General features: G+C 67.2%; 15 protein-coding genes. 11 read left to right on the forward strand and 4 right to left on the reverse strand.

Annotated elements, in window-relative coordinates; genetic code table 11:
• The first annotated feature begins 195 nt into the window (after positions 1–195).
• The 4 genes from AACH40_RS01515 to AACH40_RS01530 all read left to right on the forward strand — a co-directional run bounded on the left by AACH40_RS01515 (position 196) and on the right by AACH40_RS01530 (position 3,860).
• Positions 196–900, forward strand: a complete 705-nt coding sequence (locus tag AACH40_RS01515; protein ID WP_338643916.1) for an RNA polymerase sigma factor — start codon at positions 196–198, stop codon at positions 898–900.
• A complete protein-coding gene (locus AACH40_RS01520; protein ID WP_338643917.1) occupies positions 897–1,715 on the forward strand; it encodes a hypothetical protein in 819 nt (272 codons plus the stop codon). The genes AACH40_RS01515 and AACH40_RS01520 overlap by 4 nt, the downstream gene beginning before the upstream one ends.
• A 71-nt stretch (positions 1,716–1,786) precedes the next feature.
• Positions 1,787–2,473 (forward strand): response regulator transcription factor, encoded by a 687-nt coding sequence (locus AACH40_RS01525; RefSeq protein ID WP_169494382.1) that lies wholly within the window; start codon positions 1,787–1,789, stop codon positions 2,471–2,473.
• Positions 2,474–2,480: 7 nt separating this feature from the next.
• Positions 2,481–3,860, forward strand: coding sequence for a HAMP domain-containing sensor histidine kinase (locus AACH40_RS01530; RefSeq protein WP_338643918.1), 1,380 nt, complete (start codon positions 2,481–2,483; stop codon positions 3,858–3,860).
• On the opposite strand, the gene AACH40_RS01535 is transcribed toward AACH40_RS01530, so the two are convergent.
• A complete protein-coding gene (locus AACH40_RS01535) occupies positions 3,849–7,220 on the reverse strand; it encodes a glycosyltransferase (protein ID WP_338643919.1) in 3,372 nt (1,123 codons plus the stop codon). The genes AACH40_RS01530 and AACH40_RS01535 overlap by 12 nt on opposite strands.
• A 303-nt stretch (positions 7,221–7,523) precedes the next feature.
• Here AACH40_RS01535 and AACH40_RS01540 point away from each other — a divergent pair, with 303 nt between their 5' ends.
• A complete protein-coding gene (locus AACH40_RS01540; RefSeq protein WP_338643920.1) occupies positions 7,524–7,646 on the forward strand; it encodes a hypothetical protein in 123 nt (40 codons plus the stop codon).
• Between the two features lie 217 nt (positions 7,647–7,863).
• On the forward strand, positions 7,864–8,718 hold the full coding sequence (locus AACH40_RS01545) for a class III extradiol ring-cleavage dioxygenase (protein ID WP_338643921.1): 855 nt from the start codon (positions 7,864–7,866) through the stop codon (positions 8,716–8,718).
• A gap of 260 nt (positions 8,719–8,978) precedes the next feature.
• Here AACH40_RS01545 and AACH40_RS01550 read toward each other — a convergent pair whose 3' ends face one another.
• Positions 8,979–9,395, reverse strand: a complete 417-nt coding sequence (locus tag AACH40_RS01550; RefSeq protein ID WP_338643922.1) for a GNAT family acetyltransferase — start codon at positions 9,393–9,395, stop codon at positions 8,979–8,981.
• Positions 9,396–9,481: 86 nt separating this feature from the next.
• Between AACH40_RS01550 and AACH40_RS01555 the strand changes: the two genes are divergently transcribed.
• On the forward strand, positions 9,482–10,546 hold the full coding sequence (locus AACH40_RS01555; protein ID WP_338643923.1) for a PLP-dependent cysteine synthase family protein: 1,065 nt from the start codon (positions 9,482–9,484) through the stop codon (positions 10,544–10,546).
• A 19-nt stretch (positions 10,547–10,565) separates the two neighbouring features.
• Here the strand turns inward: AACH40_RS01555 and AACH40_RS01560 are convergent, their stop codons facing one another.
• Positions 10,566–11,042, reverse strand: a complete 477-nt coding sequence (locus tag AACH40_RS01560; protein WP_338643924.1) for an acyl-CoA thioesterase — start codon at positions 11,040–11,042, stop codon at positions 10,566–10,568.
• Between the two features lie 10 nt (positions 11,043–11,052).
• Entirely contained in the window at positions 11,053–12,612 is a 1,560-nt protein-coding gene (gene guaA, locus AACH40_RS01565) for a glutamine-hydrolyzing GMP synthase (RefSeq protein ID WP_169494388.1), read from the reverse strand.
• A 12-nt stretch (positions 12,613–12,624) separates the two neighbouring features.
• On the opposite strand from guaA, the gene AACH40_RS01570 reads away from it, so the two are divergent.
• From AACH40_RS01570 to AACH40_RS01585, 4 genes are all read left to right on the forward strand, one after another.
• The gene (locus AACH40_RS01570; protein WP_338643925.1) at positions 12,625–12,942 is read left to right on the forward strand and encodes a hypothetical protein; all 318 of its coding nucleotides are present in this window, start codon (positions 12,625–12,627) and stop codon (positions 12,940–12,942) included.
• A gap of 99 nt (positions 12,943–13,041) precedes the next feature.
• Positions 13,042–13,887 (forward strand): tRNA glutamyl-Q(34) synthetase GluQRS, encoded by an 846-nt coding sequence (gene gluQRS / locus AACH40_RS01575; RefSeq protein WP_338643926.1) that lies wholly within the window; start codon positions 13,042–13,044, stop codon positions 13,885–13,887.
• On the forward strand, positions 13,884–14,111 hold the full coding sequence (locus tag AACH40_RS01580; RefSeq protein WP_169494391.1) for an HIG1 domain-containing protein: 228 nt from the start codon (positions 13,884–13,886) through the stop codon (positions 14,109–14,111). Before gluQRS ends, AACH40_RS01580 begins: the two co-directional genes overlap by 4 nt.
• A gap of 25 nt (positions 14,112–14,136) precedes the next feature.
• A complete protein-coding gene (locus AACH40_RS01585) occupies positions 14,137–14,700 on the forward strand; it encodes a cob(I)yrinic acid a,c-diamide adenosyltransferase (RefSeq protein ID WP_338643927.1) in 564 nt (187 codons plus the stop codon).
• Positions 14,701–14,722: the final 22 nt, after the last annotated feature.

Here is a 14,722-nt window from a genome sequence, read left to right on the forward strand (position 1 = left end):
CCGGGGGCGGTGCCGCACGACTTCCGCATGCCACAACGTGGCGGCCACATGGCCCCCTTCGACCACCCTGCAAAAAAATTGCGGGGGCCTGACTGCTTCGTAAATTTTCGGTTCAGGCGCCAAGGGCCAGCAAGCCTTCAAGCAAGGGGACTGCTACGGAGATTCCCTCATGCGCCACTGCCAGAGAACCGCTGCATGATGCTTCACGGCGATATCCAGCGCCACGCTGACCTGGTCGGCGAAGGCCTGTTCCCGACCGACGGCCTGGCGCCGCCACCCACCGGCGCTTCGGCCAAGAACGAACAGCGGCCGGCCGGCCCGCGAGCCGAGCTTGACGATACCGCGCTGATGACCCGCGTGGCCGACGGTGATGCCGCCGCCTTCGCGCTGATCGTCGATCGGCACGCGAGCACGCTCTATCGTGTCGCGATCCGCATGCTGGGCGATCCGCAGGAATCCGAGGATGTCGTCCAGGAGGCCTTCGCCCGGGTGTGGCAGCAGGCGCGGCGCTGGCAGCCGAGCGGGGCCGGGCTGGTTGGCTGGCTTCATCGGGTGACGATGAACCTGTGCTTCGATCGGAAGCGCCGCTTCCGCGTGGTGCTGACGCCCGAGCTTCCCGAACAGGTCGACACCAGCCCGCTCGCCGACGAAGCGATGGTGGCCCAGCAGGCGCGCAGCGAAGTCGCGCAGATACTGGCGGGCCTGCCCGAACGCTATCGCGCGGCGCTGGTTCTGTGTTATTACGAAGGCATGTCGAACGCGCTTGCCGCCGAAGTCCTGGAGCTGAATATCAAGGCCATGGAGTCGCTGCTTTTCCGTGCGCGTCGGCACATGCGCGACCTTCTCGAGAAGCGCGACGTGCGTTGCGTCGATCTCGTTTCGGCGGGCCACGCCGCGTGAAGCGCACCCCGCCATCTTCACCACAGCTTGCCGAAGCCGGGCTGGACCGGGCGCTCGACCTGCTTGGAACACCCGCCGTGCCCGCCGGGCTTGCCGCGCGGATCACCGCCGAAGTCGTGCGCTTGCCGCAGCTGCCCGCTGAACCCGTTGCCGTGTTGCGGCCACGCGAAGCGCTGCCGCCGCTGCGCCCGTCGGCCGAGGTGACGCCGGTGCGCGCCCCGGCGCGACGCGTGGCGCGTTGGCAGGTCGGTGTGGGCGCCGCGCTGGCCGCAAGCCTTGCCGCGATCGCGCTGGTCGGGCTGCCCAATCCGCAGGCAGGCGCTGGCGTCAATGCAGACGTTGCCGTCGCCGATTCATCGCAGGTCGCGGCCGCGCCGATCGCGGGTGCGCCGGTTACGGTCGCCCCGGCGCAGCAGGTTGCCCTGGGGGCAGCCGCCCCTGTCCCGACGGCGCGTGGCACCAACCGTCAGGCTGCAACGCCGGCCGGCACCAGCAGCGCGCCCGGCAACGACGCCGCGACTCCGGAAACCCCGCTGGCTCCGCTCGAGGAACCAGCCCAGCCATCGGCGCTTGCTGCGGCAGACCCGGCCAAGCCGGTCGGCCCGGTTGCCGGACCCAGCGCCGAAGGCGCCGCGCCGGCGCTTGGCAGCCGTGGCCAGATGGGCCCGGCCCTGCCGCAGGGCTATGGCTATACCGGCGGTGTGCCGGGCAGCATTCCTTCGGGCGCGCCGGTCACCATGTCGGGTGGCCCTGGAAGCGCGCCCGCAGGTCCGGGCGGTCCCGGTGGCCCCGGGGGCGGAGCGCATCCGTTCTGAAGGACCGGGCTGGCGATCTGCGCGTTCCGCGATAAAGTCCCCCGATCGAAACGATCGACAAGGGATGATTCATGAGCGGACGAATATTGCTGGTCGAGGATGATCCGAAGATCAGCGACTACGTTGCTCAAGGGTTTTCCGAACAGGGCTTCGCGGTGGATCGCGCGGACAACGGCCGCGATGGCCTGTTCCTGGCGACCGACAGCCAGTTCGACGTGATCGTGCTCGACAAGATGCTTCCCGCGATGGACGGCCTTGCGGTGCTGCGCGCGCTGCGGGCGGCAGAGGTCGCGACACCGGTGCTGATGCTATCGGCACAAGGCAGCACCGATGATCGCATCGCGGGGTTGAACGCCGGCGCCGACGACTATCTGGGCAAGCCGTTCTCGTTCGCCGAGCTGCTCGCCCGGGTGCAGGCGCTGATGCGGCGTGGCGCGCACCAGCAGAAGGTGCAGGAAACCGCGCTGCGCTGTGGCGACCTCGAACTCGACCGGCTGACCCGGCAGGTCAAGCGTGGCACGCGCAAGATCGCGCTGCAGCCGCGCGAGTTCCGCCTGCTCGAATACCTCATGCTCCATCAAGGCGAGGTGGTGACGCGCACGATGCTGCTCGAATCGGTGTGGGACTATCACTTCGATCCAGGCACCAACGTCATCGACGTGCACATCAGCCGCCTGCGCCGCAAGATCGACGATGGCGAGGAAGTTGGCCTGTTCCATACGGTGCGCGGCGCCGGCTATCGCCTCGCCGCGGATTGAACCGGTGGTGATCAGGAAGGCCCTGCGCCGTCGATTTTCGCCCACGATGGTGCGGCTGGTCGGCGCGGTCTTCGTCCTGCAGCTGTTTTCGAACGCGGCGGCGATCTTCTTCCTGCGGACCCAGCTGGTTGAAGTCATCCAGGCCGACCGCGTGCGGCAGGTGGTCGACGTGCGCGACGACCTGCTGGCGGCTTATTACGACGGCGGGCGGGGCGAGCTCGCCGACTTCATCCTGGCCCGGCGCGGCAGCGCGGCCGATCCGACGGTGTTCGTCGCGTTGACCGGTGGGCAGGGCGCGCCGGTGCTGTCGAACCTGGGCGCGTTGCCCAAGGTGCCTGTCGGGCCAAGGCCAGTGCGGGTGAAGGTGATCCACGGCGTGGGCCTGCCCCCGACCGACGGCGTTGCGCTGGCCGGAAAGCTGCCCGATGGCGAGACGCTGATCGTCGGCGTCGGCAGCAACAGCGACCGGCGCTTCGACCTTGCCTTCGCCACTGCGATCGGAGTGACGACGGCGGTGGCGATCGCGCTCGCGACGCTGAGCGCGGCGCTGCTCGGCCTGGTCATCAGCCACCGCACGCACGAGATCGCCGAGACGGCAGCCGAGCTCGCCTCGGGCAATTTCGGTGCGCGCCTGCCGAGCGGGGAGGCGGGCGACGGGTTCGATCACCTGCGCGGGCAGATCAACCTGATGGCCGAACGCATCGACCAGCTGGTTTCGCAGCTCGCCGCGGTATCGGGTGCGCTGGCGCACGATCTGCGCTCGCCCGTAACCCGGCTGACCGCCGCAATCGAGCGGGCTGGCACCCTGGTTGACGAGCCGCAGGCGATCGAAGCGCTGGAGGCCGCGCGTGCCGATGCCGAGGGCCTGCGCACGATGCTGGAAACGGCGCTGGAGTTGAGCCGGCTCGAGGGCGGCGCGGTGACCGATCGGCGCGTGCCGCTGGACCTTGCGCTGGTCGCCGAGGATCTCGTCGAGCTCTACGAGCCGCTGGCCGAGCAGGAGGGCGTGACTCTGGTTGCGCAGTTGCAGCCAGCGAGCGTGGTGGCCGACCGCGAGATGGTGTCGCGCGCGCTGTCCAACCTGATCGACAATGCGATGAAGTACGGCGGGCGCCACATCGTGGTGCGCACGCGCCGCGACGGGACGCGGGGCGAGGTCGCAGTGATCGACGATGGCCCGGGCATTGCGCCCGAAGACCGCGCGCGGGTGGTCGAGCGGTTCGTGCGGCTCGACAACGCGCGGACAAGGCCGGGCGGCGGGCTCGGCCTTGCCATGGTCGCCGCCGTGGCGCGGCTGCACGGCGGCGAACTGCTGCTGGGCGAAGGCGACGTGGCGGGCGAGGACGGCGCACGGGGCCTTTCGGCCACGCTCAGCCTACCCCGCTGAAGCTGCTGGCGCCGCGACGCGGCCAGTGCGTTCGAGCTTGCCCCAGCCAATACCGAGGCCCGACAGCGCCGCGCCGATCGCGCGGATGACGACGCCATACATCAGCTGGCGGTAGACGAAGCGCTGGGTCAGCAGCAGCAGCGGATGGAAGCGTTCCTCGCGCCGGTCGAGCCGGATGGCGACCCAGCCGCAGGCAAGGTCGATCGCGGTGAACACCGCCCAGTACAGCCCCATGCGCAGCACGTCGGTCTGCGTCTGGGCCCAGCCGTGCTGCATCACCCGGACGATGGTACCGACGATCGAGATACCGAGCGCCAGATCGATCAGCGGCGAAATCATCGCGAACACGATCTGGAACAACCAGGCCTGCGGCATGCCGACGAAGGCGAGACCCGAGGGACGCCGCTCGAGCAGGATCGAGCGGTGCTTCCACAGGCACTGCAGCGTGCCGAAGGCCCAGCGGAAACGCTGCTTGCCAAGCGCGCGCAGGGTTTCGGGCGCTTCGGTCCAGGCGACCGCATCTTCGTCATAGGCGATGCGCCAGCCCTTGCGCTGGATCGCGATGGTCAGGTCCTGGTCCTCGGCCAGCGTGTCCTCGGGATAGCCGCCGACCGCATCGAGCGCGGCACGGCGCCAGGCGCCGACGGCACCGGGGACGACCATGATCGCATCGAAGCGGGTCAATGCGCGGCGTTCGATGTTCTGCGCGGTGACATATTCGACGCCCTGCCAGCGGGTGACGAGGTTGACCCGGTTGCCCACCTTGGCGTTGCCGGCAACCGCGCCGATCCTGGGATCGACGAACCAGCGCACCAGCCGCGCGATCGTGGCCGGTTCGAACTGGGTATCGGCATCGAGCGCGACGACGATCTCCCCGCTGGCGGCGGCCAGCGCACGGTTGAGCGCCTTGGCCTTGCCGCCATTGACCATCGTCATCAGCCGCACGCGCGGTTCGTCGCCGAAGGCCTGGGCCACGATCTCGCTGGTACGGTCCTTCGAACCGTCGTCGGCGACGATCACCTCGAGCCGGCCATAGTCGCTGCCGAGGATGCGGCGGACCGAGGCTTCGATCACGCGCTCTTCGTTGAACGCTGGGATGATGACGGTGACGAGCGGCTCCTCGCCCCAGGCGGCGGGGTTTTCCTCCGCCTCGGGCGGCTGGCGGCGGTTGGGCAGCAGGGCAAGCCCGGCCAGCCCGACTGCGCGGATCACGCCCAGCGCGATGGCGAAGAAGAACGTCCAGTTGAGGCCGGCGAGCACCAGCGCGAGCATCGAGAAGATCGCCACGTCGGCGCGCACCGCAGTGAGGTCCCAGCCGCCGACCTTGGGCATGACCGCATCGCGATCGAGCCCGGCGAGCGTCGAGACGGGAACGAGGCGGTAGCCATCGGCTTCGAGCCGCTGGATGATCTGGGGCAGGGCCTTGACCGTCTCGGCGCGATTGCCGCCGCCATCGTGGAGCAGCACGACGTTGGCGGTGCGATCCGCCGTCGCATTCTCGATGCCGGACACGGCTGCATCGGCGATGTCCTGTGCGTTCTTGACCTTCCAGTCGTTGGTGTCGGCGTGAAGCCCGACGATGGTGTAGCCCTGTTCCTGCGCGAGCAGTGCCGGGCCCAGTTCATCTGGCGTGGTCGGCTCGGCATCGCCGAAGTAGGGCGCGCGGAACAGGCGGGTGGACCGGCCGGTGTAGGCTTCGATCAGGCGCTGTGTGGCGTTGAGTTCCAGCTTCACGCCCGCCGGCGTTTCGTCCGCCATGTTGGGGTGGGTGTAGCTGTGGTTGCCGATCTCGTCGCCGTCGGCGTTGATCCGTTCGAGCAGGCCGCGGTTGCCGACGCCGTTTTCGCCGACGATGAAGAACGTGGCGGGCACGTTGTAGTGTTCCAGCACCGACAGGATCTTCGGCGTCCAGGTCGGATCCGGACCATCGTCGAAGGTCAGTGCGACAAGCTTTGGCCGGCTGCCGGTGCGGCGCACCACGTAAGGGGTGGGCAGGCTGACGTAACGTTCGTTCGAGACGAGGCCGGACTTGGGATCGAACGCCACTTCGCGGCTGCCGCCCTGGGGCACGGCATCGACACGCAGGATCTCTCCATCGCCTTCGACGTCAACGTTGTTAGTCTGCGCGATCGCGCCGAAATCGGGGCGGACGGGCGAATGGCTGCGCCAGGAGCTGAGCGCCGTCCAGAAGCCGGGGTCTTCCGATCCCAGGCGCCACAGCGCGACGCTGCCGAGGCCGAGACGCGAAAGCATCTGCATCTGGTTCCAGCTTGCCGCGGCATCGAGCATCCACACGTCATGGCGGATGGGCGGCGTACCGGCGTTGTTGTCGGCATCGTCGGTATAGGCAAAGCCGGTGTTGCCGCTGGCCTTGTCCCACATCGGAACCGCGCCGCTGTCGTGCGCCGAAAGCCACGCTTCCTCGACCGTCAGGCTGTCGGCCTTGCCGTCGTGCCAGTCATAGCCATAGTTGCCCAGCGCAACGATCAGCTTCGAGCGATCGACGCCCTGGAGCTGCGCTGCCAAGTGCGAGGCGAACCAGCCCTGCGAGGCGATCGGGCCGCTCTGCCCGCCCTGCCAGTGTTCGTCATAGGCCATCAGCACGACCTTGTCGGCCACTTGCGCCAGCGCGCGTGCCGACCATTCCGGGCTGTCGATCGGCATCGTCACCGCGACGACACGGTGCGCCGGTGCAAGGCGCGCGTGAAGATCGGCCGCGAGATTGCGCACGCCGGCAACGCCTGTGTCGGGAAGGTTTTCGAAGTCGATCATCACGCCGCCATCGCCCGACTTGTCGAGCGCCTGCGCAACCTGGTCGGCCAGCGCGTGTCGGCGGGCCGGATTGGCCAGCAGCGCGGCGGTCCCGGTGCCGTCCCACGTGCCGTCGACCACGTTCTGCAGCACCGGCACCACCAGCGGATGGTGCAGCGCGCTTGCCAGCACGCGGCGCATCGGCGCATCGTCCGTGACGTTGAGGCGGCCCTGGTGGTCGATCGACATCAGCGTTGGGGCAAGCCAGTCGAGCTGGCCGACGTGGCGGGCAAGCACGGGCGCGCTGTTATCGGTCCACGATGTGTAGAAGCCGACCGTCAGCGCCGATCCCTTCGTCGCGGCCGCGTGGGTGCGATGCCCGCCAAGCAGATCGGCAAGCTTGCGCGAGATGCGGCTCACCTGCGTCTTGAGCGGCAGCGGCGCCATGCGTTCGAAACCCAGCGGCAAGGGCCGCGCCGCCGGAACGGTGACGACCGTGGTAGCGAAGACGAACGCCAGCACGACCAGCAGCGCCAGCACGCCAAAGGCCGTGCGGCGCGTCAGTCGCCGGCGGCGTCCGGTGGGATCGAAGAAGATAGGGCGTGGCATCGGCGATTTCCCGGCGGGACCAGGCCGGTGCCTGATTCCGCAATCCAACATGACAAAGGCTAGGGTTGCCGACGCTCAGCGAATCAAAGCGGAGGAAGGCTGGCCCACTGTTGTGTCCCGATTGCCATCCCGCGTCGGTCGGGGCGGTGTCCGCGATCTGAAATTTTGGTCATCAAAGCCGGATTCGACCACGTCACAGTTGATCGGGATGATCTCAACCCATTGTCAAAAATAGATTTTCATGACCCGTCTTGACCCACATTCGACTAGCGGGAGGATCCGCCAGGTCGAGTAGAACGAGGCATGATCGATTTCGGCGCGAAGGGCCCGCCCGATGGCGCGGCGCCGGCGCACTGCAGCGAAGCGCGGCCCGTTGGTGATCGTGAACGTCGGGAGGGGGTGACGGTGGGCATCCGGCGAAAGTGAATCGGAACAGGGGACCGTCTCGTTGCGATTCGTGCCGGCTGCTCACCGTCGAGGACCGAAATAGGCAACGAACTCATTCACCTGCGTGAGCGGAACATTACGGTTTGGCCATGGACCCGATCGTTCGACGCCATCGAATGGCGCGATCGACATTTTCATGGTGCTGGCCTGCATCGCGCTGGGCTAAGTCGCAGGCTCCACAGACAGGATTTCAGCCATGGCGACCCAGCCGGTATTCTTCCTTTCGCACGGGGGCGGTCCCTGGCCCTGGCTGGATGGGCCATTCCGCGAAGGTTTCGCGCTGCTGGAAGCCTCGCTTCGGGCGCTGCCTGCCATGCTGCCCGAACCGCCCAAGGCGGTGCTGGTAATATCCGGCCACTGGGAGGAGCCGGGCTTTGCGGTGTCGAGCGCGGCACGGCCGGGCATGGTCTATGACTATTTCGGCTTTCCCGAACACACGTACCACATCTCCTATCCTGCGCCGGGATCGCCCGAAGTGGCGGCTCGCGTTGTCGAACTGGGCAAGGCCGCGGGCATCCCGATCGGTGTCGATCCGACCCGCGGGTTCGATCATGGCACGTTCTCGATGCTCCAGCCGATCTATCCCGATGCGCAGGTGCCCGTCGTCAGCCTGGCGATGCGTGCGGACTACGATGTCGATGCGCACCTCGCGCTCGGCCGCGCCCTTGCCCCGCTGCGCGATGAAGGCGTGGTCATCGTCGGATCGGGGTTCACCTTCCACAACCTCCGGCTGTTCAATCCCGAGGGGCGCCGCCCATCGGCCGCATTCGATGGCTGGCTGCGTCACGTACTGACCGAAGTCTCGCCAGAGGAGCGCGAGCAGCAGTTGCAGGCCTGGGAAAGCGCGCCGTGCGCCCGCGAAGCCCACGCGCGCGAGGATCACCTGATACCGCTGATGGTGGCGGTTGGCGCGGCGGGCGCCGATCCGGGCACCTGCATCTATGCGCAGGACGATCTGCGCGGCGGGATCACCGCGTCATCGTACCGCTTTTCGCAGGACACGACGCCGAGCGTGCACGACCTGCTGCGCAAGGCCCACCACGCCCTCTAGGCCGTAAACTCATAAACCACACCGTCGAGGCGTCGAAATGACGAACGCATCGGGCCAAGGTGCCCGCCGGGAGGGCTGGTTGCCCTTCCAAGGGCGGCTTGGCTCGAGACGGAAGTCATTTCGACGTCCTTCGGATTTGACCAAAACGGCCATCTGCCGCGTCAGTCGGGCTGGAAATATCGACATATTCCGGCGCCCTCCTTCCTTGCACCTGGCCGTTTTGCCTCAGACCTCGACGGTGTGGCTTATGAGTTTACGGCCTAGTCATCGTCGAGCCTGCGCCCCATCGTGACCACGGCATTTTCTTCATAGCCAAGCGCGGCGTAGAACGCCTTGGTAGCGATGTTGTCGTGCCGCACCATGAACATGATCTTGGGGCAGCCGCGTGCCTTGAGCCACTGTTCGGCGGCGGCCATCAGTGCCGCGCCGATCCCGGCGCGACGCTGCGCGGGATCGACGCCGAGATAGTAGACCCAGCCTCGATGGCCATCGAAGCCCACCATCACGGCGCCTGCGAGCGCGCGGTCGGTTTCCGCGAGCAAGACATCGCTCGTCTCGTTGGCAAGGGCGAGGCGGAAATCGGCGTTGGCATCGTTCCACGGGCGGGTCAGGCCAGCGGCCTGCCACAGTGCGACGGTGGCCGCTTCGTCGGCGGGAAGGGCGGTGCGGATGGTCATGCGTCTCGTGCTCTTTCGCCAAAGCCGATGAGGAAGCGCAAAGGCTGCGCCTTTGCAACCCTGCGCCGCGCCTTGTAAGGGGCGGCATGTCCACCCATTCCGATCGCGCCTGGCTAGACGAGGCGATCCGCCGCATCGCGGCCGACTACAACCGTTCGGCCGATACGCACCTGATCCGTGTCGAACTCCCGCGCTATCCGGGCATCGACCTCTATCTCAAGGACGAGAGCTCGCATCCGACCGGCAGCCTCAAGCACCGGCTGGCGCGTTCGCTGTTCCTCTATGCGCTGTGCAATGCCAGGATCGGGCCGGACACCTGCGTGATCGAGGCGTCTTCGGGATCGACCGCAGTGTCGGAAGCCTATTTCGCGCGGATGCTGGGCCTGCGCTACATCGCGGTCGTGCCCGCGACGACGGCCGAGGCCAAGCTCGAGGCGATCCGCTTCCAGGGCGGCGAGATCCACAAGGTCGACGATGCGCGGACCGTCTATGCAGAAGCCGAGCGGCTCGCGGTCGAAACGCGGGGCATCTACCTCGACCAGTTCACCAATGCCGAGCGCGCCACCGATTGGCGCGGCAACAACAACATCGCCGAAAGCATCTTCGCGCAGATGGCGCAGGAAGCGCATGCGGTTCCTGCATGGATCGTGTGCGGGGCGGGGACGGGCGGTACTTCGGCGACGATCGGGCGCTTCATTCGCTACCGCGCGCACGCCACGCGGCTGTGCGTGGCCGATCCGCAAGCGTCGGTGTTCCACCGCCACTTCGCCGATCGCAGCGTGACCGGCCTGCCGCCGGGCGAAGCGTGCTGCATCGAAGGCATCGGCCGGCCGCGCGTCGAACCGAGCTTCGTGCCCGAAGTGATCGACCGGATGATCGCCGTGGCCGACGCCGACAGCATCGGTGCGATGCGCGCGCTGTCGCAGGCGCTGGGGCGCAGGGTCGGCGGCTCGACCGGCACCAACATCGTCGCCTGTGCGCAGATCGTGCGGGAAATGGCGGCGCGCGGGGAAACCGGCAGCGTGGTGACGCTGCTGTGCGATGGCGGCGATCGCTATGCCACGACCTACTACGACGATGCCTGGCTCGCTGCGCGGGCAATCGATTGGCAGCCGGCGGCGGGGGACATAACGGATCTGCTGGCGGGGTGAGGGGGCCTCGGCCCGGGGTTCAGTCCTGCGGAGGCGCCTTGATCATCTGGGCTTCGAGCACCGCGCGAAGGGCTGACGAAAGCGGCGAAGAGCCGCTGGCATCGGCCTGCACGAAAACCGTCGTGCACAGTCCGGCGCAGCGTCCGCCCTGGAACAACGCCTGGCCGATCTCGTACGACGAGGTGCCGATGCGCAGGATGCCGGTGCGGATCTCGACCGTCTCGTCATCGCGGTGGAAGACTTCGGCGAGGTAGCTCACCCGGCTGTCGGCGGTGACGATGCGGCCGCGGCCGTGCGCGGCGCCCAGCGATTCACCGCTGGCGGCGTTCGTCGCGTTGAAGATCGCGCGCGAAAAGCGCGAGCGCGCTTCGTCGTAGTATCCGGCCACCGCGATGTTGTTGACATGCCGCAGCATGTCTTCGTCGGTATAACGCGTCTGGATCTGGCAGACGTGCGGATAGATCGCGGGATCGAGCCGCCAGGCGGGGGGCTTCATGGGTGTGTCCTTATTCCCACTCGATCGTGCCGGGCGGCTTGCTGGTGTAGTCGTAGACCACGCGGTTGATGCCCTTGACCTCGTTGACGATGCGGGTCGCCACGCGGCTGAGGAAGGCGGCATCGAACGGGTAGATGTCGGCGGTCATGCCGTCGGTGCTGGTCACGGCGCGGAGCGCGCAGACGCTGTCATAAGTGCGGAAATCGCCCATCACGCCCACGGTCTTGACCGGCAGCAGCACGGCGAAGGCCTGCCAGATGGCATCGTAGAGCCCGGCGTTGCGGATCTCCTCGAGGTAGATCGCGTCGGCCTTGCGCAGGATGTCGCAGCGTTCGCGCGTCACCTCGCCGGGAATGCGGATGGCGAGGCCCGGCCCGGGGAAGGGGTGGCGGCCGACGAACACGTCGGGCAGACCCAGCTCGCGGCCCAGCGCGCGCACTTCGTCCTTGAACAGTTCGCGAAGCGGTTCGACCAGCTTCATGTTCATGCGTTCGGGCAGCCCGCCGACGTTGTGGTGGCTCTTGATCGTGACCGAAGGCCCGCCGGTGAAGCTGACAGATTCGATCACGTCGGGATAGAGCGTGCCTTGCGCAAGGAAGTCCGCGCCGCCGACCTGACGGGCTTCTGCCTCGAACACGTCGATGAAGGTCTTGCCGATGAACTTGCGCTTGGCTTCCGGGTCGGTGACGCCGGCAAGGCCGCCGAGGAACAGCGGCGAGACGTCCTTGTGCACCAGCGGGATGTTGTAGTGGTTGCGGAACAGGCTGACGACCTGCTCGGCCTCGCCCATGCGCATCAGGCCGTGGTCGACGAACACGCAGGTCAGCTGGTCGCCGATCGCTTCGTGGATCAGCACGGCGGCAACGGCCGAATCGACGCCGCCCGAAAGGCCGCAGATCACGCGGCTGTCGCCGACCTGCTCGCGGATTTCGGCGATCTTGGTCTTGCGGAACTCGGCCATCGTCCATTCGCCGGTGCAGCCGCAGACGTGGCGCACGAAGTTGGCGATCAGCCTGCCGCCATCGGGCGTGTGAACCACTTCGGGGTGGAACTGCGTGCCGTAGTAGCGCTTCTCGTCGTTGGCCACGACGGCGAAGTGCGCGCCGTCCGACATCGCGACCGTGCGGAAGCCCGGCGCGAACTGGGTCACCTTGTCCTCGTGGCTCATCCACACCTGGTGGCGCTCGCCCACGGCCCAAAGCCCGTCGAACAGTACGCACGGCTCCGTCACGGTCAGGAACGTCCGGCCGAACTCGCCCGAATCGCCGGGTTCGACCGTGCCACCCAACTGGTGGCTCATCACCTGCTGGCCATAACAGATGCCCAGGATCGGCAGGCCGCTGTCGAACAGCACCTGCGGGGCGCGGGGGCTGCCATCGGCGGGCACGCTGGCGGGCGATCCCGACAGGATGATGCCCTTCGGCTTCATCCGGTGGAACGCAGCCTCGGCCTGCGTGAAGGGGGCGATCTCGGAATAGACGCCCGCTTCGCGCACGCGGCGGGCGATCAGCTGCGTGACCTGGCTGCCGAAGTCGACGATCAGGATCGATTCTGAAGGCTGGATGCTCATGGCTGGCCGATAATGAGAGCGGTTGCGGCTGTCCAGAGACGAGAGCGGCGTTGCACCGCCGGTTTTGCGCATACGGTTGCATTTGTGCGGTTGCAAATCCTGCAACTCACCCAGCTTTGTTCGCATTTGCAGCATACGCCAAAAAGCGTATTTGCGGCCTCGTTCCGAACGCTCCTGCAATCCACCACCCTGCCGGCGCCGACGAACTGGGAGACTGCCTGGGAGTGCCTTCAACAGGAGGACACTATGCGCAGCATCGCTTCTTACGTGCTGCCGATCATCGTTGCCGCTGGTGTCAGCGGCATGATGTTCACCGCGACGCTCGTCTGAGCTTGTCGCGGTGCCCGGCACTGAACAATCAAAATGGCTGCCCTGAACCTTGGGGCAGCCGTTTTGCTTTGTGCCGCACCTGTGTCTAGCTTGGCTTGCGTGACCGTCACCCGCTTTGCCCCCAGCCCCAACGGGCCGCTCCACCTCGGCCATGCCTGGTCCGCGATCGTGGGGCATGATCGTGCCAAGGCCGATGCCGGTGAATTCCTGCTGCGAATCGAGGATATCGACGGCGCGCGCAGCCGGGCGGACCTGGCCGACGAATTCCGCCGCGATCTCGATTGGCTGCGACTCGATTATCGCGAAGTCGCCCCCCAATCGCAGCGCGTAGCCACCTACCGCGACGCGGCAGATTCGCTGCGGGCGATGGGCCTGCTCTATCCCTGCCGCTGTACCCGGGCCGAAATCGCCGCTGCGGCAACGCGCATGGGCCCCGATGGGCCGGTCTACCCCCAGACGTGCCTGCATCGTCCGATCGCACCGGGTCCCGGCGTGGTCTGGCGGCTCGATGTGGAACAGGCGGCGGACCTGTGCGGCCAGCTGACCTGGACCGACGAGCGGCGCGGAGAACAGGTGGCGCGGCCCGAATTGTTCGGCGACGTCGTGCTCTGGCGCAAGGATGCGCCGGCAAGCTATCACCTTGCCGCCACGATCGACGATGCGGCGGACGGTATCACCTGCGTAACCCGTGGCCTGGACCTGTTCCACGCCACCCACATCCACCGGCTGCTGCAGGCCTTGCTCGGGATCGAACCACCGGTGTGGCACCATCACGCGCTGCTGGTCGAGGCAGACGGGCGAAAGCTTGCCAAGCGGCGCGATGCCCCGGCGCTGGCCGAACGGCGGCTTGCCGGCGAAGACGGGCGGTCGGTAGCAGCGGAACTGCGCCATGGTCTTTTGGACACTGGCATTTCCTTTGCCGACACCCTACTTCTTGACGCATGACCTACGTCCTTGTCCCGCTCCTGCTCATCTTCATGGGCCTTGCCGTCTACTCGCTGGTGCGGGGGATCGTGGCGTTCCTCAATACGACCCGCGAGGGGCTCGAACGCGGTGACGAGGGCATCAAGGAAATGCAGATGCTGCAGAACAAGATGATGTTCAACCGCATCAAGTACCAAGGCCTTGCCGTCGCCGTGGTTGCCATCCTTCTTGCGGTGGCGCGCTGACACGAACGGCGCTAGGCGCTGCGTCATGGTCAAGCTCAACAAGATTTACACGCGCACCGGGGACAACGGCACAACGGGCCTCGTCGATGGCTCGCGCCGGGCCAAGTGCGATGCGCGCATGCAGGCGATCGGCGAAGTCGATGAACTGAACAGCGCCATCGGCCTTGCCGCCGTTGTAGCGGAAGCAGCGACTGCGAAGGACCTGCACCGTATCCAGAACGATCTGTTCGACCTCGGTGCGGACCTCGCCACGCCGGGTGAGGATTTCACTCCGTCCGAAATGGTGCTGCGGGTGATTCCGGCGCAGGTCGAATGGCTCGAGCGCGCGATCGACCTGCTCAACGATAACCTGCCGCCGCTCACCAGCTTCATCCTGCCCGGTGGCAGCGAAGCGGCCGCCCGTGTCCACCTTGCGCGCTCGATTGCCCGTCGCGCAGAGCGCGCCGGCGTGGCGCTCGCGCAGGCCGAGCCGGTCAATCCGGCCGCGCTCGGCTACCTCAACCGACTGTCCGACTACCTGTTCGTGCTCGCCCGCGCGACGAATGCCGGCAACGACCCGCTGTGGGTTCCGGGCGCCTCGCGCGGCTGACCCTTGCTCCTGATTGCTATCG

Source organism: Novosphingobium olei (assembly GCF_037076535.1).
Classification (GTDB): Bacteria; Pseudomonadota; Alphaproteobacteria; order Sphingomonadales; family Sphingomonadaceae; genus Novosphingobium; species Novosphingobium olei.